This window comes from Brevundimonas fontaquae (genome assembly GCF_017086445.1).
Lineage (GTDB): Bacteria > Pseudomonadota > Alphaproteobacteria > Caulobacterales > Caulobacteraceae > Brevundimonas > Brevundimonas fontaquae.
The window spans coordinates 788,731-812,978 of sequence record NZ_CP070968.1; the positions used below are offsets into that span (position 1 = coordinate 788,731).

Annotated in this window: 28 protein-coding genes; 13 read left to right on the plus strand and 15 right to left on the minus strand. The window is 67.1% G+C overall.

What is annotated here, in order from left to right:
- Positions 1–19: 19 nt before the first annotated feature.
- Together JX001_RS03760 and JX001_RS03765 are read left to right on the plus strand one after the other, a co-directional pair.
- On the plus strand, positions 20–259 hold the full coding sequence (locus JX001_RS03760; RefSeq protein ID WP_017504942.1) for a helix-turn-helix domain-containing protein: 240 nt from the start codon (positions 20–22) through the stop codon (positions 257–259).
- A gap of 32 nt (positions 260–291) precedes the next feature.
- A complete protein-coding gene (locus JX001_RS03765) occupies positions 292–837 on the plus strand; it encodes a Smr/MutS family protein (protein WP_241004743.1) in 546 nt (181 codons plus the stop codon).
- A 66-nt stretch (positions 838–903) separates the two neighbouring features.
- Here JX001_RS03765 and JX001_RS03770 read toward each other — a convergent pair whose 3' ends face one another.
- On the minus strand, positions 904–1,545 hold the full coding sequence (locus JX001_RS03770) for a TetR/AcrR family transcriptional regulator (protein WP_039243898.1): 642 nt from the start codon (positions 1,543–1,545) through the stop codon (positions 904–906).
- Positions 1,546–1,736: 191 nt separating this feature from the next.
- The gene (locus JX001_RS03775) at positions 1,737–3,572 is read right to left on the minus strand and encodes a cation:proton antiporter domain-containing protein (protein WP_205682361.1); all 1,836 of its coding nucleotides are present in this window, start codon (positions 3,570–3,572) and stop codon (positions 1,737–1,739) included.
- Between the two features lie 156 nt (positions 3,573–3,728).
- Here JX001_RS03775 and JX001_RS03780 point away from each other — a divergent pair, with 156 nt between their 5' ends.
- Entirely contained in the window at positions 3,729–5,852 is a 2,124-nt protein-coding gene (locus tag JX001_RS03780; protein WP_205682362.1) for a M13 family metallopeptidase, read from the plus strand.
- Between the two features lie 365 nt (positions 5,853–6,217).
- On the opposite strand, the gene hisS is transcribed toward JX001_RS03780, so the two are convergent.
- The gene (gene hisS, locus JX001_RS03785) at positions 6,218–7,708 is read right to left on the minus strand and encodes a histidine--tRNA ligase (RefSeq protein ID WP_205682363.1); all 1,491 of its coding nucleotides are present in this window, start codon (positions 7,706–7,708) and stop codon (positions 6,218–6,220) included.
- Between the two features lie 152 nt (positions 7,709–7,860).
- On the opposite strand from hisS, the gene JX001_RS03790 reads away from it, so the two are divergent.
- Both JX001_RS03790 and JX001_RS03795 read left to right on the plus strand, forming a co-directional pair.
- Positions 7,861–8,067 (plus strand): hypothetical protein, encoded by a 207-nt coding sequence (locus JX001_RS03790; RefSeq protein ID WP_112863318.1) that lies wholly within the window; start codon positions 7,861–7,863, stop codon positions 8,065–8,067.
- Positions 8,067–8,648: a ClpP family protease gene (locus JX001_RS03795; protein ID WP_205682364.1), complete on the plus strand. Its 582-nt coding sequence runs from the start codon at positions 8,067–8,069 to the stop codon at positions 8,646–8,648. The genes JX001_RS03790 and JX001_RS03795 overlap by 1 nt, the downstream gene beginning before the upstream one ends.
- Before the next feature lie 13 nt (positions 8,649–8,661).
- On the opposite strand, the gene hslV is transcribed toward JX001_RS03795, so the two are convergent.
- Complete coding sequence (gene hslV, locus JX001_RS03800; RefSeq protein WP_112863320.1) at positions 8,662–9,222, minus strand: ATP-dependent protease subunit HslV; 561 nt, start codon at positions 9,220–9,222, stop codon at positions 8,662–8,664.
- Between the two features lie 164 nt (positions 9,223–9,386).
- On the opposite strand from hslV, the gene JX001_RS03805 reads away from it, so the two are divergent.
- A complete protein-coding gene (locus JX001_RS03805) occupies positions 9,387–9,758 on the plus strand; it encodes a BLUF domain-containing protein (RefSeq protein ID WP_241004817.1) in 372 nt (123 codons plus the stop codon).
- A gap of 47 nt (positions 9,759–9,805) precedes the next feature.
- On the plus strand, positions 9,806–10,543 hold the full coding sequence (locus JX001_RS03810) for a HesA/MoeB/ThiF family protein (RefSeq protein ID WP_205682365.1): 738 nt from the start codon (positions 9,806–9,808) through the stop codon (positions 10,541–10,543).
- 3 nt (positions 10,544–10,546) lie between these two features.
- On the opposite strand, the gene JX001_RS03815 is transcribed toward JX001_RS03810, so the two are convergent.
- A complete protein-coding gene (locus JX001_RS03815) occupies positions 10,547–10,798 on the minus strand; it encodes a hypothetical protein (protein ID WP_205682366.1) in 252 nt (83 codons plus the stop codon).
- A 119-nt stretch (positions 10,799–10,917) separates the two neighbouring features.
- Between JX001_RS03815 and JX001_RS03820 the strand changes: the two genes are divergently transcribed.
- Positions 10,918–12,126, plus strand: coding sequence for a DUF6880 family protein (locus tag JX001_RS03820; RefSeq protein ID WP_241004744.1), 1,209 nt, complete (start codon positions 10,918–10,920; stop codon positions 12,124–12,126).
- Here JX001_RS03820 and JX001_RS03825 read toward each other — a convergent pair.
- Positions 12,123–13,109 carry a 2-hydroxyacid dehydrogenase gene (locus JX001_RS03825; RefSeq protein ID WP_205682367.1) on the minus strand — a complete coding sequence of 329 codons (987 nt, stop codon included), beginning with the start codon at positions 13,107–13,109 and terminating at the stop codon, positions 12,123–12,125. The two genes, JX001_RS03820 and JX001_RS03825, sit on opposite strands and share 4 nt — an antisense overlap.
- A gap of 67 nt (positions 13,110–13,176) precedes the next feature.
- Between JX001_RS03825 and JX001_RS03830 the strand changes: the two genes are divergently transcribed.
- The 5 genes from JX001_RS03830 (at position 13,177) to JX001_RS03850 (ending at position 17,016) form a co-directional block, all read left to right on the plus strand.
- The gene (locus tag JX001_RS03830; protein WP_231868706.1) at positions 13,177–13,749 is read left to right on the plus strand and encodes an SH3 domain-containing protein; all 573 of its coding nucleotides are present in this window, start codon (positions 13,177–13,179) and stop codon (positions 13,747–13,749) included.
- 69 nt (positions 13,750–13,818) lie between these two features.
- Positions 13,819–14,352, plus strand: a complete 534-nt coding sequence (fabA, locus tag JX001_RS03835; RefSeq protein WP_055754351.1) for a 3-hydroxyacyl-[acyl-carrier-protein] dehydratase FabA — start codon at positions 13,819–13,821, stop codon at positions 14,350–14,352.
- Between the two features lie 66 nt (positions 14,353–14,418).
- Positions 14,419–15,636: a beta-ketoacyl-ACP synthase I gene (gene fabB / locus JX001_RS03840; protein ID WP_205682368.1), complete on the plus strand. Its 1,218-nt coding sequence runs from the start codon at positions 14,419–14,421 to the stop codon at positions 15,634–15,636.
- A gap of 63 nt (positions 15,637–15,699) precedes the next feature.
- Entirely contained in the window at positions 15,700–15,885 is a 186-nt protein-coding gene (locus tag JX001_RS03845; RefSeq protein ID WP_205682369.1) for a hypothetical protein, read from the plus strand.
- Positions 15,886–15,972: 87 nt separating this feature from the next.
- Positions 15,973–17,016: an aspartate-semialdehyde dehydrogenase gene (locus JX001_RS03850; protein WP_205682370.1), complete on the plus strand. Its 1,044-nt coding sequence runs from the start codon at positions 15,973–15,975 to the stop codon at positions 17,014–17,016.
- A 9-nt stretch (positions 17,017–17,025) separates the two neighbouring features.
- Here the strand turns inward: JX001_RS03850 and truA are convergent, their stop codons facing one another.
- From truA to JX001_RS03895, 9 genes are read right to left on the minus strand one after another with little or no spacing between them, the layout of a single operon-like run.
- The gene (gene truA / locus JX001_RS03855) at positions 17,026–17,769 is read right to left on the minus strand and encodes a tRNA pseudouridine(38-40) synthase TruA (RefSeq protein WP_205682371.1); all 744 of its coding nucleotides are present in this window, start codon (positions 17,767–17,769) and stop codon (positions 17,026–17,028) included.
- The gene (gene fmt / locus JX001_RS03860) at positions 17,769–18,692 is read right to left on the minus strand and encodes a methionyl-tRNA formyltransferase (RefSeq protein ID WP_205682372.1); all 924 of its coding nucleotides are present in this window, start codon (positions 18,690–18,692) and stop codon (positions 17,769–17,771) included. The genes truA and fmt overlap by 1 nt, the downstream gene beginning before the upstream one ends.
- A gap of 18 nt (positions 18,693–18,710) precedes the next feature.
- Positions 18,711–18,989, minus strand: coding sequence for a hypothetical protein (locus JX001_RS03865; RefSeq protein WP_241004745.1), 279 nt, complete (start codon positions 18,987–18,989; stop codon positions 18,711–18,713).
- The gene (def, locus tag JX001_RS03870) at positions 18,989–19,564 is read right to left on the minus strand and encodes a peptide deformylase (protein ID WP_039243916.1); all 576 of its coding nucleotides are present in this window, start codon (positions 19,562–19,564) and stop codon (positions 18,989–18,991) included. Before def ends, JX001_RS03865 begins: the two co-directional genes overlap by 1 nt.
- A gap of 57 nt (positions 19,565–19,621) precedes the next feature.
- Complete coding sequence (locus JX001_RS03875; RefSeq protein WP_205682373.1) at positions 19,622–20,023, minus strand: acyl-CoA thioesterase; 402 nt, start codon at positions 20,021–20,023, stop codon at positions 19,622–19,624.
- A gap of 33 nt (positions 20,024–20,056) precedes the next feature.
- Positions 20,057–20,635, minus strand: a complete 579-nt coding sequence (locus JX001_RS03880) for a hypothetical protein (RefSeq protein ID WP_205682374.1) — start codon at positions 20,633–20,635, stop codon at positions 20,057–20,059.
- Positions 20,636–20,639: 4 nt separating this feature from the next.
- Positions 20,640–21,809: a polysaccharide biosynthesis/export family protein gene (locus JX001_RS03885; RefSeq protein WP_205682375.1), complete on the minus strand. Its 1,170-nt coding sequence runs from the start codon at positions 21,807–21,809 to the stop codon at positions 20,640–20,642.
- Between the two features lie 30 nt (positions 21,810–21,839).
- Entirely contained in the window at positions 21,840–23,123 is a 1,284-nt protein-coding gene (locus JX001_RS03890) for a glycosyltransferase family 4 protein (RefSeq protein ID WP_205682376.1), read from the minus strand.
- Between the two features lies 1 nt (position 23,124).
- Positions 23,125–24,117 carry a KpsF/GutQ family sugar-phosphate isomerase gene (locus JX001_RS03895; protein WP_039243922.1) on the minus strand — a complete coding sequence of 331 codons (993 nt, stop codon included), beginning with the start codon at positions 24,115–24,117 and terminating at the stop codon, positions 23,125–23,127.
- Between the last annotated feature and the right edge of the window lie 131 nt (positions 24,118–24,248).

Here is a 24,248-nt window from a genome sequence, read left to right on the forward strand (position 1 = left end):
TTCGAAGTAGGATTTCCGCATGGCCATCCGCGTCCAGCTTGACCGCGTCCTCGTGGAACGCCGCATGTCGTTGACCGAACTCGCCGATCGGGTCGGGGTGACGGTAGCGAATCTGTCGATCCTGAAGACGGGCAAGGCCCGCGCGGTGCGGTTCTCGACCCTGGACGCCTTGTGCCGCGAACTGGACTGCCAGCCCGGTGACTTGCTGGCGCACGAGCCTGGTCCCGGCGACACGATCGAGGACGACGGCGAGGCATGAGGCGAAAGGGCTCGAGCCGTGATGAGAACGGATTGACGCCCGAAGACCGTCGCATCTGGACCCGTGTGGCCGGATCAGTCGTGACGCCGAGGACGCGCAAGGCCGCCCGCGTCACGCCCGGCGCCGAAACGCCGCCCGAGATCGTGGTGACGCCGACCGAGCGTCCGCGTCCCCTGGTCAAGGCGGCTCCCAAACGCACCGCTGTCGCGCCGCCGGCGGAAAAGCGACCTTCGCCGAACAAACCCAAGCCCGCGCCAGAGGATTTGGAGCCGCGCCGCAAGCAGCGGCTGTCGCGCGAACGCGACCCCATCGAGGCGCGCATCGACCTGCATGGCTTCGGCCGGTTCGAGGCCGAGGATCAGCTTCGAGGATTCCTGACATCCTGCCAGATGCGCGGAATGCGGGCGGTGCTGGTCATCACCGGTCAGGGGCGGATGGGCGGCGGGGTAATCCGTTCGGCCTTTGCGGAATGGATGCATTTGCCCGCACTGCGCGGCGTGGTGTCAGGCTTCACCATCGCCCACCAGAAGCACGGCGGAAACGGCGCCTTCTACGTCACCCTGAAACGCCGGACCTGACGCTAACGCAAAAGGCCGGGCCCGCGCTGGCGGACCCGGCCTTTCGAAAAGCGGCTTTGCTCTGGCCTATTTGGCGGCGATGGCGCCGGCCAGGATCACGTCGATCTGCTTGCCCATATGGTCCGACAGGGCCTGCGCGTCCCACTCGTCATAGGCGGCGCGGCGATAGTTCGACAGATAGGCGTCCCAGATCAGCTCGACCAGCAGACGGCTGTCGGCGTCCTTGGACAGTTCGCCCTTGGCCACCGCATCCTGAAGGATGTTGCTGATGGCGAGCAGCAGGTTCTTGGTCGCGGCGCGGGCGCGCATTTCGGCGGCCAGGGGCTGGAACCACGAGCGCGCCACGATGGCCTGGAACAGCGGCAGTTGGTCCAGCGACGAGTGATAGCCGGCGCTCAGCGCGCTGACGAGACGCTGGCGGACGGGTTCGCCTTCGGGCGCCGCGGCCTCGACCACCTCGGCCAGACGCGTCATGTCCTCGGTCAGGACCGCTTCGAACAGTTCGGCCTTGTCCTGGAAGTTGGCGAAGACGGCGCCGGTGGACATGCCCGCGCCCTTGGCGATGTCGCGGATCGTGGCAGGCTCATAGCCGCGCTCGGCGAAGAGCGAGCGGGCGGCGTCCAGAACCTTTTGTCGCGTGCGAATCTTGGCGGCCTGGCGGCGGTTCAAGCGGGGCTCGACAGCGAGGGAGGCGACGGTATCTGTCATATAATCAGGCTTTTACTCTACTTTCGGTCTCTGGTCGGGGCGGGCCCGGCAGCGACCTCGAATGAATGTCTGAGCCCTTGGATCGAACCGGAAGGGCGCTTCTGCTCCGCAGATGCAGTCATGAAGAGGCGCGCTTGCATCACGGAACCATGACGAAAATGGGTCCGGCGGCGGTCTGTAAGTGGCTTCCCTTACTCCGGCGCGGGGTCGACGCGGGCCGGGCGCAGCGTGCGGCGCAGCGCGCGGCTGGGGCGATTGCGACGCTCGATCGGGATGGCTGACTGGAACGCCTTGCGAAACTGATCGCGACGTTCGTGGACCGAGGCGAGCACAAGGCCCATGGGCACACCCAGATCGACGAGGGTGTTTTCCGCGAGTTGCAGACTGGCCTCGGTCGTCTCCGGCACGGCGTCGGTGACGCCCAGTCCATAAAGCCGAATGGCGTGCTGGTCGTCGCGAGCGCGGGCGATCAGGATCAGGTCGTCGCGCATCGACCGCGCCGTCGTGACGACTTCGTCCACCTTGGTCGGCGCGTCCATGGTGACGATCAGGGCGCGGGTGGACTGGACGCCGCAATGCTGGAGCATTTCGCGCCGCCCCGCATCGCCATAGAAGACATCGAATCCGTCACGTCGGCCCTTAGCGACGGCGCCCGCATCGGTGTCCAGGGCGATGAAGGGCTGATCGTGCGCCTTCAGCATTTCCCCGATCAACCGGCCGACGCGCCCGAAGCCGACGATGATGACCGCGCCGTCGGCCGCCTCCAGCTTTGGAAGCTCGACAGGCTGGCCTACGGCGGACGACTTGCGCGCCAGCTTCTGACCCAGCAGGGCGAGCAGGGGGATCGAAAAGATGCTGACGGTCGCCGACAGGGCCACGGTGTTGGTCAGCTGCGGCGGCGCGAGGCCTTCGACCAGGCCGGTGGCGAAGACCACGAAGGCGAACTCGCCCGCCGGCGCCAGAACGAGCGCCGTCTCCAGCGCCGGGCGGGCGCCCAGGTCCCAGAAACGCGCCAGGCTGAAAATGACGCCGGTCTTCAGGACCGTGAGGGCCAGGGCCAGGCCGAAGACGCCGACCGGATCGGCGGCGATGGCGTCCAGGTCCAGACCCAGGCCGACGCCGACGAAGAAGACGCCCAGCAGAAGCCCCTTGAACGGTTCGATGGAGACCTCGACCTCGCGCCGGAACTCGGTCTCGGCCAGCAGCACGCCGGCCAGGAGCGCGCCGATGCTCATCGACAGGCCGCTGGCCTGGGCGGCGAGACCTGCGCCGACCACCACCAGCAGCGAGGCGGCGACGAACAGTTCGCCGCCTTGGTCGGCCTTGCGCGCCTTGGCCACCGAGCGGAACATCGGCCGCAGCACGACCCGACCCAGCAGCACCATAAGACCCAGGCCGATGGCGGCCGGAACCAGGGTGAACAGGGCGCGCCCCAAAATGGCCGGATCCAGCGCGCCGCCCTGCTGGGCCAGGGCCGCCAGGACGGTGACGGTGATCAGGATCGGGGCCACCGACAAATCCTGGGCCAGCAGAATGGCGAAGGTGGAACGGCCGACCGTCCCCTTCAGCCGCCCCCGCTCGGCCAGCACGGGCATGACCACGGCCGTCGAGGACAGGGCAAGGCCCATGCCCAGCACCACGGCGCTGGCCAAGGGCTGGCCCATCAGCATGAAGCCGCCCGCCAGCACGGCGGTGCAGACGACGACCTGCATCAGTCCCAGGCCGAACACGAGCCGGCGCATGGCGCGCAGCCGCTCCCACGACAGCTCCAGACCGATCATGAACAACAGGAAGGCGACGCCCAGTTCCGAAAGCTGCGCCAGCTGGCCCGGATCGCCGATGGTCAGCCACGACAGCCAGGGCAGGCTTTGCGCGAACCGGCCCAGGCCGTCCGGCCCCAGCAAAACGCCCGCAGCGAGGAAGCCCAGGACGGGGCTGACCTTCAGCCGATTGACCAGGGGCACGATGACGCCGGCGGCCGCCAGAAAGACCACCAGATCCTTATAGTCGCCGCCCTGACCGTGCATCCGCCCTCCTTGCGCCCACGTATCTGACCCTGATCCCGGCGCTGTGGCGAGAGGCCGCATGGGAATCATGAACTTTTTTTAAGGCGACACCCCCCCTCGCGGGATTAGGGTCCGCGCCGAGCCATCCAAATGCCGGGTGGGAACAGGGACATAGTGATGAAACGTCTGCTTATCGGGGCCGCCGTCGGCGCCCTTCTTCTGCCCGCCAACACGGTTCTGGCTCAGGATATCGGTCACGACCACGCCTGCATCGACGACGCCTGCACCACCGTTTCGCTGTTCTCGGGCGAAGAGACGGCGGCGGGTTGGCAGGGGACCGAGGCGCCCCGCTACGGGACCTGGGGCTTCGACATGGCCGGCCGCGACACTGCGGTGAAGCCGGGCGACGACTTCTTCCAATACGCCAACGGAAAGGCGTTGGAAAAGCTGGTCATTCCGTCGGACCGCACCAGCTACGGCTCCTTCGCCCTGCTGCGCGAACTGTCGGACAACCGCATGAAGGAACTGGTGCTGGGCCTGGCCGACCGCACCGATCTGGCGCCTGGATCGGACGAGGCCAAGGTCGCCGACGCCTATCGCTCCTACATCGACGAGGCGCGCATCGAGCAGTTGGACGCCCAGCCGCTGCAACCCTATCTGGCCGCGATCCGCGCCGCCGACAGCCATGACAAGATGGCCGTCTATATGGGCCAGACGGTCGGCCGCTTCGGCTCGTCCTTCTTCGGCACCGGCATCACCATCGATGCGAAACAGCCCACTCGCTACGTCGTCTCGACGGGCCAGTCGGGCATCGGCCTTCCGAACCGCGACTACTATCTGGACGCCCGCTACGCGGACAAGAAGCACCTTTACACGACTTATGTCGGTCAAATCCTGGCTATGGCGGGGTGGGATAAGCCGTTCACCACGGCCGCCGAGATCGTCGAACTCGAAACCAAGATCGCTGAAGCCCACTGGACGCCGGTCGAGAACCGCAACCGCGACCGGACCTACAACGAGTTCACCATCGCTAAACTGGCTGAGGACGCGCCGGGCTTCGCCTGGCAGGCCTATTACGACGCCGCCAAGCTGGGCGGCGTGCCGCGCCTGATCGTGCGTCAGGACACGGCCATGCCCAAGATCGCGTCCATCTACGCCAAGACGCCGGTCGAGCTGTTGCAGGCCTGGCAGGCCTTCCACACGGCCGACGACATGGCACCCCTGCTGTCCAAGCGCTTCTCCGACGCCCAGTGGGCGTTCCGTTCACGCGACCTGTCGGGTCAGCCTGAGCAGAGGACTCGTGAAAAGCGCGCGATCTCCTTCGCCGAAGGATCGCTGGGCGAGGCCACGGGCCGGCTCTACGTCGCCCAGTATTTCCCGGCCGAATCTAAGGCCAAGATGGAAGAGTTGGTCGCCAATCTGCGCACCGCCCTGTCGCACCGGATCGACAACCTGACCTGGATGGGGACCGAGACCAAGGCGGCGGCGCAGGAGAAGCTGCGCAAGTTCACCGTCAAGATCGGCTATCCCGACAAGTGGCGCGACTACTCCGGTCTGGACATTCGCGCGAACGACCTGGTCGGCAACGCGGAACGCCGCGGCCTGTTCGAGTGGAACTATGATCTGGCCCGCCTCGATGAGCCGGTCGACAAGTCGGAGTGGGGCATGACCCCGCAGACGGTCAACGCCTACTACAACTCGGCTAACAACGAGATCGTCTTCCCGGCCGCGATCCTGCAGCCGCCCTTCTTCGATCCGAATGGCGATGCGGCGGTCAACTATGGCGGCATCGGCGGCGTGATCGGGCACGAGATCGGCCACGGCTTCGACGACCAGGGCTCCAAGTCCGATGGCGACGGCGTGCTGCGCAACTGGTGGACGCCGGAAGACAAGGCCAACTTCGAGGCCCTGACGGCGCGTCTGGGCGCGCAATATGCGACCTACGAGCCGATCGCGGGCTATCACATCAACCCTGGCCTGACGATGGGCGAGAACATCGGCGACGCGTCTGGCGTGGCCGTCGGTCTTGAGGCCTATCACCTGTCGCTGAACGGCCAGCCGGCGCCCGTGATCGACGGAACGACCGGCGACCAGCGCTTCTTCTATGGCTGGGCTCAGGTCTGGCAGTCGAAGTACCGCGACGAGGCGCTGAAGCAGCAGGTCGCCACCGACCCGCACTCGGCCGCCCAGTTCCGCGTCATCGGCCCGCTGCGCAACGTCGACGCCTGGTACGACGCCTTCGACGTTCAGCCGGGCACGAAATACTATCTGACGCCCGAGGAACGCGTTCGTCTCTGGTAAGGCGACTTTTTGTCCCAGAATGGAAAGGCCGGGGTTCGCCCCGGCCTTTTTCATATAGAGACCGGGCTGCTCGATCTCGACGCCGCATCGAGAATTTGTCGAGGTGTAATGAGCATTTGTCTGGGCGCCAGACGCGAAAAAGCCCGCTGCGGGGGATACATCGCAGCGGGCTTTCGCGCTCTTTAAAGAGCGGACGTTTCCTCCCCGAAACGCCTTCGAGTGCTGCGCGCTTGAGCAACGCTTGCCCTCGAGTGAGGTCATTTGACGCAAGGGCCGGTCGGTCGTCAACGGCCGGTTTGGCAAGAGTCGAACTTTCTTCGACTTATCGCTGATAACCCATTCGACAGGGAGACGATTGTCGAAGCTTATTCGATAATGGACTTGATGGCGGCGATCAGGCCTTCGCGGCGTATCTTCATCTGACCGGGGCGCTCGGCCTTCCAGGCGTCGTTGTCCGTGATGGCGGCGGCGGCGGCGCGTCCGGCGTCCAGATCCTTGATCGTGACCTCGCCTGCGGCGATTTCGTCGCCGCCCAGAATGACGACAGCCGGGGCGCCGCGTCGGTCGGCGTATTTCATCTGCGCCTTCATGCCGGCGCGACCCAGATAAAGCTCGGCGGCGATCCCGGCGGCGCGCAGTTCCGCCACGGCGGTCAGATAATGGGCCATGTCGTCCTCGGAGAAGACGATGACTACCACGGGGCCGCGCACGGCATCCTCGGCGCCCCGTCCCGCCGCGCGCAGGGCCGAGGCCAGGCGCGAGACGCCGAAGGAGAAGCCGGTGGCCGGCGTGCTCTGGCCGGTGAAGCGGGCGACCAGATCGTCATAGCGGCCGCCCCCGCCGATGGAGCCGAAGCGGACGGGGCGACCCTTGTCGTCAACCGTGTCGAGCAGAAGCTCAGCCTCGAAGACGGCGCCGGTGTAGTATTCCAGACCGCGCACGATGGTCGGATCGAACTTCACGGCGTCCTGGCCGACCGACATGGCGGCCAGCGCCCGGTCGATGGCGGCCAGCTCGTTCAGCGCCGCCTCGCCCGCCGCGCCGAGGTCGCCGGAGCGCGCGACCGCGTCCAGAGTCTCGGCCCGCGACAGGCCGGGCGTGTTGGCTGAGGCGAGGAAGGCCTCGATGGCGGCCGTGACCTTGGCGGGCAGTTGGGCGCCCTTGGTGTAGTCGCCCGAGTCGTCCAGACGCCCTTCGCCCAGCAGTTGGACCACGCCCTCCCAGCCCAGGCGGTCGAACTTGTCGATGGCGCGAAGCGCCGTCAGTCGCTGACCGGCCTCGGTCACGCCGCCGGCGTCGAACAGGCCGTCGAACAGCTTGCGGTTCGAAACGCGGATCTGGGCCTGGCCGGCGCCCAGCCCGGCGGCGCGCAGGCCTTCGCAGCCCATGGCGATGATCTCGGCGTCGGCCTCAGGCCGGTCCGAGCCGACGGTGTCGGCGTCGCACTGCCAGAACTCGCGGAAGCGACCGGGGCCGGGCTTTTCATTGCGCCAGACCGGACCATAGGCATAGCGGCGGAACGGCTTGGGCAGGGTCTCCCAGGTCTGGGCGGCGAACCGGGCCAGCGGCGCGGTGTGGTCGTAGCGCAAGGCCATCCATTCGCCCGGCTCGTCCGATCCGGCGTCGTCCTGTAGCGCGAAGACGCCCTCGTTCGGGCGGTCGGCGTCGGGCAGGAATTTGCCCAGCGCATCGGCATATTCGAAGGCCGGCGTCTCCAGCGGCTCGAAGCCCCAGCGCTCGTAAACCTCGGACACGCGCGAGACGATGCGCCGCTCGGCGGTCAGGTCGCGGCCGCGCTTGTCGGCGAAGCCGCGCGGGTTTCGGGCGAGGGGGCGGGGAGGCGCGGCGTCGGTCATGGCGCGCGCTTAAGCCAAGGCGCCAGTGATCGCAAATTCTCCACCACAGCTGACCTACGAGAAGCGTCCGTCGGTGTCGCGCAATGGTCTGTTCTTAAAGACGAAATCCTTATGCCGACGGAACCGCTGTGCGGATTTTTCGTTGATGGCGCATGACGCCCCACGCCCTTCTCGTTCCGCGCACCTGCAACACTTCCGATCGCCGCACGATCCGGTGGTGGGAGTGCGAACTGATCGACGAGGCCGGGTCGCGGCGCGTTCAGAACCAGGCCTTCTTCTCGATCCGCGAGGCGCGATCGTGGGCGTCCGCGCACGGCTATCCTATCAGCGACGACGCCGCCTCGGCGGCCGAGCGTTGATGTCTGAGACTGCGCCAAGCGGCATTCTGACCGCCGAAGCTTTCGATACGCCGCGTATCCTGCTCGCCGGCGCGGTCGATTACGCCATGTACGAGCGCTTTCGCCAGCAGATGGCGGAGGCGCCGGACACCGGGCTGACCGTTATCGAACTGTCGACCCTGGGTGGTGATCCGGAGGTGGCGCGCATGATGGGCGAGGACGTGCGCTTTCAAAGCGACATCAATCCGTCCCGCCGGCTGGTCTTTCTGGGCAAGGCGGCGATCTATTCCGCCGGCGCGACCTTCATGAGCTTCTTTGCCGTGGAGAACCGCTATCTGACACGCGGCGCCCGGGTGATGATCCACGAGCGCAAGATGGATACGCAACTTCACGTCACTGGGCCGCTGACGACCTGCATCGCCTCGGTTCGCGCCATGCTGAACGAACTGGAACACTCCATCGCCATCCAGAACGAGGGTTTCGAGAACCTGGTGCGCGGATCGTCGGTGACGATGGAGGAAGTGCTGAAACGCGCCCCTGCCAACTGGTACATCGAGGCCCAGGAGGCAAAGGCTCGGGGTCTGATCGCCGAAGTGATCTGACTCACCCGGCAAATCAGGCCTGGAGCGTTTCCACGGTCAGATTGCCGTTGGTGTAAACGCAGATTTCGGCCGCGATCTTCATGGCCTTACGGGCGACCTGTTCGGCGTCCAGCTCCGTTTCCTCGATCAAGGCGCGGGCGGCCGACAGGGCGTAGTTGCCGCCCGAACCCACGGCGGCGACGCCATATTCCGGCTCCAGCACATCGCCGACGCCCGTCACGGTGAAGATGGACGACTTGTCCGCCACCAATAGCATTGCCTCCAGCCGGCGCAGATAGCGGTCGGTGCGCCAGTCCTTGGCGAGGTCGACGCAGGCGCGCGCCAGTTGATCCGGATACTGCTCCAGCTTGGCCTCAAGCCGTTCGATCAGGGTGAAGGCGTCGGCCGTAGCGCCGGCAAAGCCGGCCAGCACCTTGCCGCCGGCCAGAGTGCGCACCTTGCGGGCCGCGCCCTTGACGATGGTCGGGCCCATCGAAACCTGGCCGTCGCCAGCGATCACGGTGCGTCCGTTCTTGCGCACCGCCAGAATGGTGGTGCCGTGCCAATCGGGGAAGTTCGATGCGGTCTGGGTCATGACGATCAGATGGCGCGGCCGAGCGTCGGCATCAAGTCTGTCGCTCCTTGGTGTAACGCTGTCTTATTTTGACCCCAATATTGGCTAGAAGGCGCAATCCGCTTTCGCGGTTCTTCCAAATCGAGGGACAGGTTTTGCTTTATCGTGTCGTTTTCGTGAGTGAAATGATCGGTGGTGCGAACCACACGACCCAATCGCTTGCCGAAATCATCGGCGCGTCGGAGCGAAACAATCGCCGCGACGAGATCGGCAGCGCCATGCTGTTCCACGAGGGCGAGGCGGCCCAGGTGATCGAAGGCGCTCGTGCGGACCTGGACCGCTTGATGTCGCGCCTCTGGAAAGACCCGCGTCATCATAACATCCGCGTCCTGGATGATCGGCCCGTCATGCAGCGGCGGATGCGCGAAGCGGCACGGCTGTGCGCCCTCAGCGCTCAGCAGGCCGCCGACATTCTGCGCGGACGGCGCCTGAGCGATCTGTCCAGCGCGGGTCTGGAAAAGCTGCTGTCGTGCGAACACGTCCGGATGGCCGCTTAAGGCGACAGGCCCCTCGCGCCGGAACCTCTGCGGCGCTAGATAGGGCGGTGATCTTTTCCGAAGACGAAGTCGAACGCTATGCGCGCCATCTGGTCCTGTCCGAAGTGGGCGGACCGGGGCAGCAGGCGCTGAAGCGCGCGCGGGTGCTGATCGTCGGCGCGGGCGGCGTGGGATCGCCGGCGGCGCTCTATCTGGCGGCGGCGGGTGTCGGGACGCTGGGCCTGATTGACGACGACGTGGTGGGCCTGTCCAACCTTCAGCGGCAGATCGCCTTCTCCACAGCGCAGGTCGGCCGGTCAAAGGTCGAGGCGGCGGCGGAACGGCTGGTCGGCCTCAATCCGCATGTCGCGATCGAAACCTTCGCCGAGCGGATCACCGCCGAGAATGCGGCGGCGCGGATCGCAGCCTTCGACATCGTGTTGGACGGGACAGACGATTTCCAGACCCGGCTGTGGGTTAATGCGGCCTGCGTTGCGGCGCGCAAACCGCTGGTGTCGGGGGCGCTGGGCCGCTGGAACGGACAGATCGGGGTGTTTGCGGGCCAGCCCTGCTATCAATGCCTGGTGCCCGAGATCCCGCCGGAGGCGGAGACTTGTGCGCGCGTCGGCGTCGTGGGCGCTCTGACCGGCGTGATCGGGTCGATGGCGGCGCTGGAGGTCATCAAGCTGATCACCGGCGCGGGCGAGGCCCTGACGGGACGGCTGATGCTGTATGACGGTCTGGCGGGCTCGGCGCGGACCGTGCGGGTCGCCGCTGATCCGGAATGCCCGGTCTGCGGCGGCTGACGCTCAGGCGGCTGTCGCGAAACGGATGTCGGCCAAATCGAGATCGGGCAGGGGCGGAGCGAAGCCCAGCGCGGGGTTGCTGAGCACCGTGACCAGACGTTCGCCGCAATAGAGATACAGGGTCTCGAACCCGACCCAGTTGCGGGCGATCGCCTCAAGCGCCTGATTGGCCGCCGTGTCGTTTACCGCGTCGAGAACGCAGATGTCCCGCACCGGAACGCCGGGCAGGTTGACGATGCAGTAGTAGGAGTCCAACGCACACTTCCTCGATCAGGACGCCGGAAACGAAGCGCGTTTACGACGGTTCCTCCCCTGCCAGCGGTTTTCGACAGCCGTGTGAGTTCGGTCCGACAGACTTGTGAAAAGGAGGCCCGATGGCCCGACGTCCCGCCTCGCCCAAACGGCTGAACGCCGCAAATCTCAGCGGCTTAGGGGCTGAGCGTCTGGGCGAACTGCTGATGCAGGCGGCGGATGCGGATGCGATCCTGAAGCGGCGGCTCAGGCTGGTGATGGCGGCCGAGGCGGGGCCGGATCTGCTGGCTCTGGAAATCGACAAGCGATTGACGACCATCGCCGCCAGCCGCGCGCGCGTGTCGTGGCGAAAGCGGCCGGACCTGCTGCGCGATCTGGAGATTCTGCGGGCTGCAATCGTCGAGGATCTGGCCGAGGCTGCGCCGGCGATGGGGTTGGAGCGATTGATCGGCTGGTTCGACCTGTTTCGCGGCCTGGCGACGCGGGTCAAGGATCAGAAGGGCGAATTGGCCGACGCGTTCGAAACGGCGGCTTCTGATTTGTGGCGCATCGCGGAGGACGCGGTTCGGACGGACGAAAGCACAGTGGGTGTGCTGGCGGATGCGGTGGCGCGGCAACCGCTCGAATACGCGCGGTGGATAGGGGCGGGCGGCGACGATCTGACGGCGGACCTGGCCAAGAGGCTGCTGGGTCGTCTCGATACCGCATCCAACGCGCGCGGCATGCGGACGGTCGTGCGACGGCTGGCGGACCGGGCGGGCGATCTGGACCTGTGGCTGTCGATGACGACGCCGGAAGAGCGGGGCTCGCCGGATTTCGCGGCGGTGATGGCCAAGCGGCTGCTGATCGCTGATCGCATTCCAGAAGCGCGTCAGGCGCTGGAGGCGGCGCTGAAACCGTCGGCGGGCAACCGGCGCTGGACCTTCGGGCGATCGCCTCAGGCCGGACCGCCGGTCCTGACGCCGGCGTGGGAGGCGACCTCGATCGACCTTTTGGAAGCCGAGGGCCGCAAGGACGAGGCGCAGGATCTGCGCTGGGCGATGTTCGAGCGCGACCTGTCCGCGCTGGTGCTGCGGGCCTATCTGGCGCGCCTGCCGGATTTCGACGATGTGGAGGCGCTGGACCGCGCCCTGGCTCACGCCGCGGCCTACGCCGATTTCGAGACGGCGCTGGGGTTTCTGATGGACTGGCCCGCGCACCGCGAGGCCGCCGCCCTGGTCGAGCGCCGCATTCGCGAGGTGCGCGCGCCGCTGCCGCTCAAAGCCGACTGGGCGGCGCGGCTGGGGCAGAAATATCCCGATGCGGCCGAGCGGTTGCTGGCTGCGCCCTAAAGCATTGCGGGGATGACCCGATCCGGCGGGCGGTGGCCGTTCTGATAGGTCATGACGTTGGCGATGACGCGGTCGCCCATGTCCTGGCGCGCTTCCAGGGTGGCGGAACCCAGGTGGGGCAGGAGCACGACATTGGACTGGCCCAACAGGCCATGATGGATGGCGGGCTCGTTCTCGAACACGTCCAGGCCGACGCCCGAGAGGGCGCGCATGGCCACCGCCTGGGCCAGGGCCGCCTCGTCAATCAGTTCGCCGCGCGCGGTGTTGATTAGGATGGCGTGGGGCTGGAGCCGGGCCAGGCGTTCGGCCGACAGCAGATGGTGGGTGTCCTTCGTCGCCGGACAGTTCAGCGAGACGATGTCCATCCGGGCCAGCATCTGGTCCAGGTCGTCCCAGTAGGTCGCGCCCAGCTCTTCCTCGATCAGGGCCGGGACGGGCTTGCGATTGTGATAGTGGACTTGAAGGCCGAAGGCCTTGGCGCGCCGGGCCAGGGCCTGGCCGATCCGGCCCATGCCGACGATGCCCAGCCGCTTGCCCCAAAGCTTGCGTCCGCACATCCAGGTCGGGGTCCAGCCCTCGAACCGGCCTTCGGCCACAACCTGGGCGCCTTCGACGATGCGGCGGCTGACGGCCAGGATCAGGCTCATGGCCAGGTCGGCGGTGTCCTCGGTCAGGACGCCGGGGGTGTTGGTCACGATGATGCCGCGCGCCACGGCCGCGTCGACATCGATATGGTCCACCCCGGCGCCGAAATTGGCGATCATCTTCAACTGCTCGCCTGCGCCATTGATCAGGTCGGCGTCGATGACGTCGGTGATGGTGGGCACCAGAACCTCGGCGCGCTGGACGGCGGCCTGCAACGCGGGGCGGTCCATCGGCTGATCCTTCAGGTTCAACTCGGCGTCGAACAGCTCGCGCATGCGCGTTTCGACCGCGTCGGGCAGGCGTCTGGTTAATACGACCTTAAGCTTGCGGGGGGACATTCTCGGCCTTGGTTAGCGGGCGGCGATTCAGACGGATCAAAGCCCGCGCGACGGGTCGTTCCAATCAGTGTCTAGCAAAGCCGCCGCCATCTTCCAAAGCCTGCGACGCCGCATCGCCCTCGTTGGAGCCATTCTCGGCCTCGGCGTGATGGCCAGCGCTGGCGCGACCATGCCCGACGGCCGCCCGACGCCCACCGGGCTTGAGGTGCCGCGCTGGATTTCGCTGAAGTCCTCGCACGTCCGCGCGCGCCAGGGGCCGGGCCTGGATTATCCGATCCTGTGGGAATACCGGGCCGCCGGCCTGCCGGTTCAGGTGATCGCCGAGACGACGGAATGGCGCAAAATCTGCGACCCGGACGGAGCCGTGGCCTGGATCCACCGCACGGTGTCGTCGGGCCGGCGCTATGTCTTCAACACCACCGCCGAGGAAGTGCCGATCCGGTCGGGCCGATCCGAGACGGCGTCGGTGCGCGCGCGTCTGTCGCCGCGCGCCCTGGTGATGCTGGACGAATGCGAAGAGGGCTGGTGCAAGGTCCGGGCGCGACGACTGGAGGGTTTTGTGGCCCAGCGGGCGGTGTTCGGCACCCAGGAGCGGGCGCTGTGCAACGCCAATCGCCCCGCGGGCACGGGTCGCAACTGACCGCACGCTGTTGAGCGAAGCGGCGCGGTCGTGTAACCCGCGCGCAACGTCTCAAGAAACGGAAGCGCCTTGACCCAGTCCCAATATCCTTCGTCCTTCGATCATGAGGCCCTGCTGGCCTCGGGCCGCGGCGAGCTGTTCGGTCCCGGCAACGCCCAGCTGCCCGCCCCGCCGATGCTGATGTTCGACCGCATCACCACGATCAATGCGGACGGCGGAGAGCACGGCAAGGGCTATGTCGAGGCCGAACTCGACATCCATCCCGACCTCTGGTTCTTCCAGTGCCACTTCATCGGCGACCCCGTCATGCCGGGCTGCCTGGGCCTGGACGCCATGTGGCAGCTGGTCGGCTTCTATCTGGGCTGGATCGGCGGTCCCGGCCGCGGCCGCGCCCTGGGCGTCGGCGAGGTCAAGTTCACCGGCCAGGTCACCCCGGACATCAAGAAGGTGGTCTATAAGATCAACCTGAAGCGCGTCATCAACCGCAAGCTGGTCATGGGCATCGCCGACGGCGTGCTGGAGGCCGACGGCCAGGTCATCTACACCTGCAACGACATGCGGGTCGGCCTGTTCGGCGCCAAGGATGAGGCGGCGGGCGGTTAACGCCCCTATATAACCGCGAACAAGGCGGACGGTCCTCGGACCAGGAAGCATCAAGAAGGAAACACCATGCGTCGTGTCGTCGTCACCGGCCTGGGCATCGTCTCTTCCATCGGCCACGGCGCCGAGGAGGTCACCCAGTCCCTGCGCGAAGCCCGTTCGGGCGTCGTTCATGCCCCCGACCACGCCAAATACGGCTTCCGCAGCCAGGTCTGGGCGCCGCCCAAGATCGGTCCGTGGGAAGAACTGGTCGACCGTCGCGCCGCGCGCTTCCTGGCCAACGGCACCGCCTGGGGCCACATCGCCTTCGAAGAGGCTCTGAAGTCGTCGGGCATGACGGCGGATGAGATCAAGGATGACCGGATCGGCCTGATCGTCGGCGAGGGCGGCCCTTCGACTCAGGTGATCCTGCAGGCGGCCGCTACCACGGTCGAAAAGGGCGCGCCCAAGCGCATCGGCCCGTTCGCGGTGCCCAAGGCGATGGCGTCGGGCCCGTCGGCGGTGCTCTCGACCTGGTTCCAGATGCGCGGCATCAACTATTCGATCAGCTCGGCCTGCGCGACGTCGGCCCACTGCATCGGCGCCGGTGTCGAACAGATCCAGTGGGGCAAGCAGGACGTGGTCTTCGCCGGCGGCTGCGAAGACATCGACTGGTCCATGTCCAACATGTTCGACGCCATGGGCGCCATGTCGTCGGACTTTAACGACAATCCGTCGGTCGCCAGCCGCGCCTATGACGCCAACCGCGACGGCTTCGTCATTGCCGGCGGCGCGGGCATCGTGGTGCTGGAAGAATACGAGCGGGCCAAGGCGCGCGGCGCGACCATCTATGCCGAAGTCACCGGCTATGGCGCCAACGCCGACGGCTACGACATGGTCGCCCCCTCGGGCGAGGGCGCGCAGCGCTGCATGAAGATCGCGCTGGAACAGGCCGGCAATCCGAAGATCGACTATCTGAACCCGCACGGCACCTCGACGCCCGTGGGTGACGCCAAGGAGATGGACGCCGTGCGCGCCGTCTTCGGCGACCAGATGCCGATGATCTCCTCGACCAAGTCGCTGACCGGCCACTCGCTCGGCGCGGCCGGCGCCCAGGAAGCCATCTACTGCCTGCTGATGATGCAGAACGGCTTCGCCGCCGAAAGCGCCCATATCGAAAATCTCGATCCGGCGTTCGAAGGCATGCCGATCCTGCGCCAGCGCCACGACGGCGAACTGACGCACGTGATGTCCAACAGCTTCGGCTTCGGCGGCACCAACGGCACGCTGATCCTGTCCAAGGTCTGAGACGAGACCGTTCGGCTCCGTCATCCTCGGGTCAAGCCTGAGGATGACGGGACGGAAGCAAAATTGACGGCTTTATTGCGCGTGCAAGTCAGCTCTCAGGCTTGCTGCGTCGATTTTTTCGTGATCGGCCGTTTACACGACCGTTTCTCACCCTTAGAGAGCGTCGCCGTGACGCAGCGCCTGACCAAAGCGATGACCCTGAAAACCACCGGCTTCGGCGGGGCGGTTTCGGGTGCGCGCACGGTCTAGCGTCAATCCCGATCCCAAGCCCCGCCGATGCGCGGGGCGGTCGATCCGGTTGAACCCCGCGCCTCCATCCTTCCAGGAGACGCCTTCATGTCCTTTTCCCCGTCCAAGCCGCCCCACGTGGCAATCGTCGGCGCAACCGGCCTCGTCGGCGAGATGATGCGCGGGCTGCTGGCCGAGCGGAACTTCCCGCTTGCTTCGCTGCGCATGTTCGCCTCGGCCCGGTCGGCGGGCAAGACGGTCCGCTTCGGCGAGACCGAGATCGTGGTCGAGGATGCGGCGAGCGCCGACTACGCCGGTCTGGACATCGTCTTCTTCTCGGCCGGCGGCGAGACCTCCAAGGCCCTGGCGCCCAAGGTGACCGCGGCCGGCGCCGTGGTGATCGACAATTCCTCGGCCTGGCGGTCTGACCCCGAGGTGCCGCTGGTGGTCGCCGAGGTGAACCCGCACGCTTTGGCCAACCTGCCCAAGGGGATCATCGCCAACCCCAACTGCACCACCATGGCTGCGATGCCGGTTTTGAAGCCCCTGCACGACGCGGCGGGGCTGAAGCGTCTGACGGTCTCCACCTATCAGGCCGTCTCGGGCGGCGGGATCGAGGGCATTCGCGTGCTGGAGGACCAGTCGCGCGCCACAGTGGGGCAGGGCGCGGCCCTTGCCCGCGACGGCGGGGCCGTGGACTTCGGCGAGCCCGAGAAGTGGGTCGTGCCGATCGCCGCGAACGTGGTGGCCCTGAACTATACGCTCGGCGAAGACGGCTATACCGACGAGGAGCTGAAGCTGCGCGACGAAAGCCGCAAGATCCTGGAAATCCCCGGCCTGCCGGTCTCGGGCACCTGCGTGCGGGTGCCGGTCTTCACCGGCCATTCGCTTTCGATCAATGTCGAGTTCGAGCGCCCGTTGTCGGCGGCTCAGGCGCTGGATCTGCTGGCACAGGCGCCCGGCGTGGTGGTGACGGCCGTGCCGAACCCGCTGGAGGCGTCGGGTCAGGACCCGGTCTTCGTCGGGCGCGTGCGGCCCGATCCGACGGTCGAGCATGGCCTGGCGCTGTTCGTCTCCAACGACAATCTGAGGAAGGGCGCGGCCCTGAACGCGGTCCAGATCGCCGAGGTGCTGGTCCAGCAGCGCGGCTGACCGGCGGGTTCAGTCGTAGCGCACGCCGCTGAGATAGAGCCCTGCCGAGGGGGCGACGGGGCCGCACCGCGCGCGGTCCTTCGCCTCCAGCGCGGCCTTGACGTCGTGGGCGCTCCAGCGACCCAGCCCCACCTCGACCAGGGTGCCGGCCATGGACCGGACCTGACGGTGCAGGAAGCTGCGCGCCTGAAACACCAGATGCACCTCCTCGCCGAACCGAGTGACGCGCGCCACGTCCAGCGATTTGACCGGCGATTTGGACTGGCAACCGACGTCGCGGAAGGTGGTGAAGTCGTGGTGGCCGACCAGGACTTGCGCCGCATGGTGCATGGCTTCGGCGTCCAGGGTCTTCTTGACGTGCCAGACGCGGTCGCGCTCCAGCACGGGCTGGGGGCGACGGTTCAGGATGCGGTACAGATAGCCTCGGCCAGTCGCCGAGAACCGGGCGTGCCAGTCGGGGTCGGGCGCATATTCAGCCGCCAGGACGCAGACGTCCTGACGCACCAGATGGGCGTTCATGGCGTTCAGCACCGTATCCACGGGCCAGTCGCGTTCCAGATCGGCATGAATGACCTGGGCCGTCGCATGGACCCCGGTGTCGGTGCGGCCGGCGGCGGCGATGCGGATCCGCTCGCCGGAAAAGGCGTGGATCGCCGCCTCCAGCGCGCCCTGAACCGTCGGTTGGCCGTCTTGGGCCTGGAAGCCGTTGTAGGCCGTACCATCGTATTCGATCGTCAGCTTGTAGCGCGGCATCAGCCGAGCACGGTCCCGGCCGGCAGGGGGAAGCCGCGCAGCATCTCCTCGGCCGGTTGCGCCGCCTTGCCCTCGCGCTGAACGCGGATCAGACGCACGGCGCCCTCGCCGCAGGCCACCGTCAGGGCGTCGTCCAGCACGGTTCCGGGCGCACCCGATCCGTCCGCCAAGGCCGACAGCAGCACCTTGATCCGCACGGGGCCAGCCTCTGATGGGGCCTCGAACCAGGCGCCGGGGAAGGGCGACAGGCCGCGGATGTGGGCGTCCACCTCGGTGGCGGGGCGGCTCCAGACGATCCGGGCCTCGGCCGGGGTGATCTTCTTGGCGTAGGTTGGCTCTCCGACCTGTTCTGACGGCGTGACGCCGCCCCGGTCGATGGCGGCCAGCGCGCGGGCCCACAGGCCCGCGCCGACATGGGCCATCCGTTCGGACAGGCTGGCGGCCGTGTCGTCGGGCAGAATGTCCATCAATTCGCTGAGCAGGATGGGGCCTTCGTCCAGACCCAGGCTCATCTGCATGATCTGGACGCCGGTCTGCTTGTCCCCGGCCATGATGGCCCGCTGGATCGGGGCGGCCCCGCGCCAGCGCGGCAGCAGCGAGCCATGCAGGTTCAGACAGCCCAGGCGTGGCGCCTCGAGCACCTCGGTCTTCAGAATCTGGCCGTAGGCGACGACGCAGGCCGCATCAAGATCCAGGCTTCTGAAGGTATCGATCGCCTCGGCGTCTTTCAGGCTTTCGGGCGTGAAGACGGGCAGGCCCATGGTCTCGGCGAAGGCGTGGACGGGCGACGGCGTCAGCTTCTGGCCCCGGCCCTTGGGGCGTGGCGGCTGCGAATAGACGGCGACGATCTCGTGACCCGAGGCGATCAGCTCGGCCAGGGACGGCACGGCGAAGTCGGGAGTTCCCATGAAGGCAAGGCGCATCGGCACGCCTTTAGAGAATTACTGCCAGCGGGTGAAGACGCCGCCGCCCTCGTCCCATTCGCCGCCCGCATCCAAGGCGTCGTCGAAATCGAGCAGACGGTCCAGCAGAAGGCCGGCGACAACACCCAGCAGGGCCACGCCGGCCAGGGTGGCGATGCCGGCGACGCCGACCTTCTGGCTGCGCGTCAGGCGACGACGGCCCGAGGAGTCGATGATCAGCGAGCGGCCGCGCGGGATGGACGGCGCGATACGACGTGCGGCGCGTTCTATACGTTCGGGGCGGACGATCTTGGTCATCAGGCGGCGATCCTGTCGCGGGCGGCCTTCTTGACCTTGGTCACGGCGCGGTCCCGCTTGAGACGCGACAGATGGTCGATGAAGAGCACGCCGTTAAGGTGGTCCATCTCGTGCTGGATGCAGACGGCGTAGAGGCCCTCGGCCTCTTCCTCCACCGACTGACCGTCACGGTTCAGATAGCGAATGCGGACGCGGGCCGGGCGTTCCACCTTGTCGAAATACTCGGGGATCGACAGGCAGCCTTCCTCGTAGGTGTAGAGCTCGTCCGAGGTCCACAGGATTTCCGGGTTGGCGAAGAAGCGCGGGTTCTTGCGCGCCTCGGCGTTCTCGGCCGCTTCTTCCTCGGTCTCGCAGACCACGCCGTCCTTGTCGCCCAGGTCCATGACGATCACGCGGTCAAGGGCGCCGATCTGCACGGCGGCCAGGCCGATGCCCGGCGCGTCGTACATCGTCTCCAGCATATCATCCATCAGGGCGCGGACGGCGTCGTCCACGGCCGCTACGGGCTTGGATACCTGCTTCAGGATCGCCAGGTCGGCGGCGTTGTCGATGGTGAGGATGCGTCGAATGGCCATGGCCGGGACGTAGGCCCGCCCCGGCGCAAGGTCAAGATTTGCGCCTCTTGCCGCGCTCTACGCCTTGCCGGGCAGAGCGCGGGGTTTGCGGTGCTCGTCGATGGCCACATAGGTGAAGACGCCCTGGGTCACGCGCACCGATGCGGCCTGGGGCTGGCCCCGCGCCCGCTTCCACGCCTCGACCTGGACGCGGATGGAGGTGCGGCCCGAGCCGATGACATGGGCGTAGATGCTGACCTCGTCGCCGACCGAGACGGGCTGGTGAAAGACCATGCCGTCCAGCGCCACGGTGGCGCAGCGCCCGCAGGCCAGTTCGAACGCCGGGGTCGCGCCCGCGAGGTCCATCTGCGCCAGCAGCCAGCCGCCGAAGATGTCGCCCTCGGGGTTGGTGTCGGCAGGCATGGCGATGATGCGACCGACGGGCTGGAATTCGGGCGGATGTTCGGGAGCGTCGGACATAGAAGGAGCCTGCAGTTCGGGGAGGCCGGCTCTCTAGCGCGGCTTCGGCGGCTTGTCGCCCTTGAGCGCTTTGGGACGTGCGGGCTCTGGGACGGACAGGTTCAGACGGGATGTGCGAAAAGCCTGCGCATCGCGCAGGGCTCGCCAGGCAGCGCCCAGTTCCATGGCGGTCAGCAGATGATCCTGGGTCAGCGCGACGCGCCGAGACGCCCGCAAGGTCGCGACATCGGCCATCAGACGCGCAGCGGCCTGCACATCCTCGCGGTCCGACCGCGCGCCCAAATCCTCGAGGCGGGCGAAACGCCATCCCTGTTCGGGCGGATAGCGCAGGGCCAGGGCGAAGCGTTCGGACGGCTCGATCTGGCGGGCGATAAAAACCCAGTCCGCCGTTTCGGGATCGCGACGATAGTGGCCCGGCTGGGTGGGAAGGCCCGCCTGGGCGTAGATCTCCAGCGCCCCGGCTTCGATTTCAGCCAAGGCCAGGCTCAAGGCGTCGGGTTCTTCGGGGTCCAGCTCGGTCGGCCGCTCGAACGGGTCGATCGTGTCCTCGGCGGGCGTAGCCGGGAACTTGCGTAAAAACAGTCCCGAAAACAGCGCCCGCCGTCTGGCCATGACGTCAGCGATTCAGCGTGCTTGTCACCGACACGTCATAGACGACGCGGGTCAGGCTCTGAACGACCTCGAAGAACTTGCGCATCTCGGCGGCGCCGGCCAGGGGCACATAGATCACGTCCTCGGGCATGACCTGCATGTTGGTGGCCGCGAAGACGTTGGCGGCGTCGCTGAAGTCCAGTTCGTAGACGACCGGCACGCCGCGCGGCGTGGCGGGCTGGTTGATGCCCAGCGCCTGGGCCACCTCGGGGCGTTCGAAGCGGAAGATCAGAACGCGACGCGCATTGGCCGTAGCGGTGTTCAGACCGCCGACCTTGGAGAGGGCGCCGGTCAAGGTCATCGGCCCGGCCGGCATATCGACCTGCGCGACGGCGTTCAGACCACCAAAGGTGGAGAAACGGCGAGGCTTGTACTGGACATTGACCACGTCGCCACGTTGCAGGCGGACGTTCTCGCCAAACTCGGTCGTCACGGCTGAGAGGGGGGCGGTGTAAGTCTGCCCGCCGCGCTGGATCGAGATGGTCAGGTCGTCGGTGGAGCGGGCCGAGCCGCCGGCCGCTGCAATCACGTCCAGGATGCGGTCGCTGTTGACGCCCAACGGGGCACGACCCGGCTGGCGCACGTCGCCCAGCACATTGACCGTGTTGGAGGCGTTTCCGGCGATGGACACCAGCACCTGCGGATTGGCGATCTTGCCAACCAGGGCGCGCCGGATCGCCGCCGCCGCCTGGGTCGAGGTCAGGCCCTGAACACGAACCTGCCCGCCGAACGGAATGGTCACTGAGCCTGACCGATCGACCGTCGCGCCGGGCAGAGCCTGATTGCCGCCGGACATGGTGGCGGCGTTGCGGCCCGACGCCGAGCCGGCGCCCAGAGTTCCACCGAATAGCGAACCGGACGGATCGAAGATCGAGATCGCCAGGGTGTCGCCTTCGCCGATCACGTCTGCAGGCTGATCGCTCGATCCTGCCGCGAGGCTGCCGAAGAACTGCGGCGGGATCTGCTTCATGCGTTCGGTGGCTTCGAATGTCAGCGGCACCAGCGCGTAGCTGCCCAGTGCCGAGGCGGTCGTAGCCCCGGCGTTGACCGAGGCGCCTGAGGGCCCGTCGCGAGGCAGAGTGGAGCAGCCGCCGAGAATGGCGACAATGGCAAGCGGCAGAATGGTGCGCGTCATGAAGCTGGATAGCCCTCGTTCGCGGATTGATTACAAGCCTTTGACCGCGCTCGCCAGTGGCGAAACGGGCTGAAGGCCGATGGCGTCGGCGACGATGCGGAAATGCTGGGGCCAGGACGGCGCTTCATACGGCGTCGGCGACGTCAGGATCGCCTGTGTCGCACGCTCGATCGCGGCCAGCCAACCCAGACCATCCAGCGGATCGATCAGTTCGGCGTCGGGTGTCAGTTCGCGGTGCGGGGGGATGTCGGAGGCGATCAGCGACAGGCCCATGGCGCAGGCCTCTACGGCGGGAAGGTCGAAGCCTTCGACCGACGAAGGAGCCAGGACAGCGCGCGCCCCACGCATCAGCCTGGTCAGCATAGCGTCTGAGAGGTTGGAGGCCTGGTGCACCACACCTTGCAGATTGGGTGAGCGTTGCAGGTGGTCGAGCACAGCCTCATTCTCCCAGCCATAACGACCGACCAGCACGAGGGACGGCGTCTGGTCGCCCATCCGTTCTTCCAGTCGCCGCCATAGCGTCAGCAGCAAAGCCAGATTCTTGCGCGCCTCGATCGTGCCGACATGGACGAAATAGGGACGCGGCGCCACGATCGCGTCGCCGGCGACGAAGGCCGGCTCCAGCCCGAGGTGCGCGACGTAGACCGGCGGCAGGGGCAGGCCCTCGCGCGCGGCGAAGGCGCGGAGTTCATCGCCAGTGTAGGCGGAGTTGACGATGATCCGGCTGGCCAGACGCAGGGTGTTTGAGACCCGCGCATGGTGTTTGTCGCCGTCGCCGGGTCGGCAGAACTCAGGATGAGTGACGGGGATCAGATCGTGTAGCAGGACGACGCGCTCGATCCCGGCGGCGTTCAAATCTTGCAGCGCCGTCGGCTCATGCAGGGTCGTGTGACCAACGGTCAGATAGAGGTCCGCCGCCGGCAGCGGGGCGGCGTGGCGCGAACGGAAGAACTGTTTGAAAACCCGCGTCTTATCGGCGGGCTTCTCCTTCGCGGGCGCGGGCGCCGGGCACAGCACTGAGGCGGCCGGCCGTCGTTCCGCCGTCAGGGCGGCGAGCAGCCGCTGCTCGTGCGCCAGATCGGCCGCCGTGCTGGCGGCGCCGTTCCACTTGGCGCGCAGGTCGGCCACGAACCGCCGGAACCAGCCGATCTCGACGGCCACGAGTCGGTTCTTGCGTCCCCGCACCGGGATGGTGGTGACATCGGGCGAGGCCAGCAGCCATTCGGCATAGGCCAGACACACCCGGTCCACGCCCGTCGGCGCCGACCGTTCGGCCCGGCTCATCAGCCGGCTGGCGTCATAGAGAATGCGCATACTAGGCGACGTAGCCGGCCTGCATCAGTTCGGCGATATGGACGATGGCCGTGGGCTTGCCGTCCTCGACCACGAACAGATTGGCGATCTTGTTGGCGGTCAACAGATCGACGACGTCGCTCATGCGCGCATCCGGATCGACGGTGATGGGATTGGCGCCCATGATATCGGCCGCCGTAAGATGGGTGGTGTCGCGTTGGAAGGCCCGGCGCAGGTCGCCGTCGGTGACGATGCCCGCAAGCGCGCCATCGGCGTCCAGGACGGCCACCGCCCCCTTTCGGCCTTCGGTGATCGCCGAGACCACGTCGCCGAAGCTGGCGTTCAACGGGACGCTGGCCGGGACGGCGGCATTGTCGCCCATCCATTCGCGCACGCTTTGCAGGCTCATGCCGAGGGCGCCGCCGGGGTGGTGCAGGCCGAAGTCCATGGCCGTGAATTCGCGGCGATCCATCAGCACCATGGCCAAGGCATCGCCAAGAGCCAGGGTCATCAGGGTCGAAGTGGTGGGCGCCAAGCCGTTGGGGCAGGCCTCGGCGACCTTCGGCATGGTCAGGCAGACCGCTGCGTTGCGGCCGAGGAAGCTGGCCGGGCGCTGGGTGATGGCGATCACGGGAATGCCGTTGCGTTGGCAATAGATCAGCGGATCGCGTAGTTCGCGGCTCTCGCCCGAGTTGGAGATGGCCAGCACCGTCACGTCGGGACGCAGCATCCCCAGGTCGCCGTGGCTCATTTCGGCGGGGTGAACGAAGAAGGCGTTGGTGCCGGTCGAGGCCAGGGTGGCGGCGATCTTTCCGCCGATATGGCCCGACTTGCCCATGCCGGTGACCACCACATAGCCCGGTCGGCTCATGATCACATCGACCGCGCGGGCCATCGACACATCGATCGAGCGTTCCAGCGCCTCCAGCGCTTCGATGTTCAGGCGCACGACCTCACGGGCGCGGTCGGTCATCACGGCGATGTCGTCGGGGGTCGAGTGAGCGATCTCGGTCATTGTTTCCTGGCCCGCAGCCGGGCTCTCCTTCTTTGACGAGCGCGATCCGCCGTGAGTGCGTTTCGCGCGCCGCCTCCCTTTCAGACGACTTTGTCGGTTTCTGGTCAACCTTTGCCGCTCTGGCGCGTTAC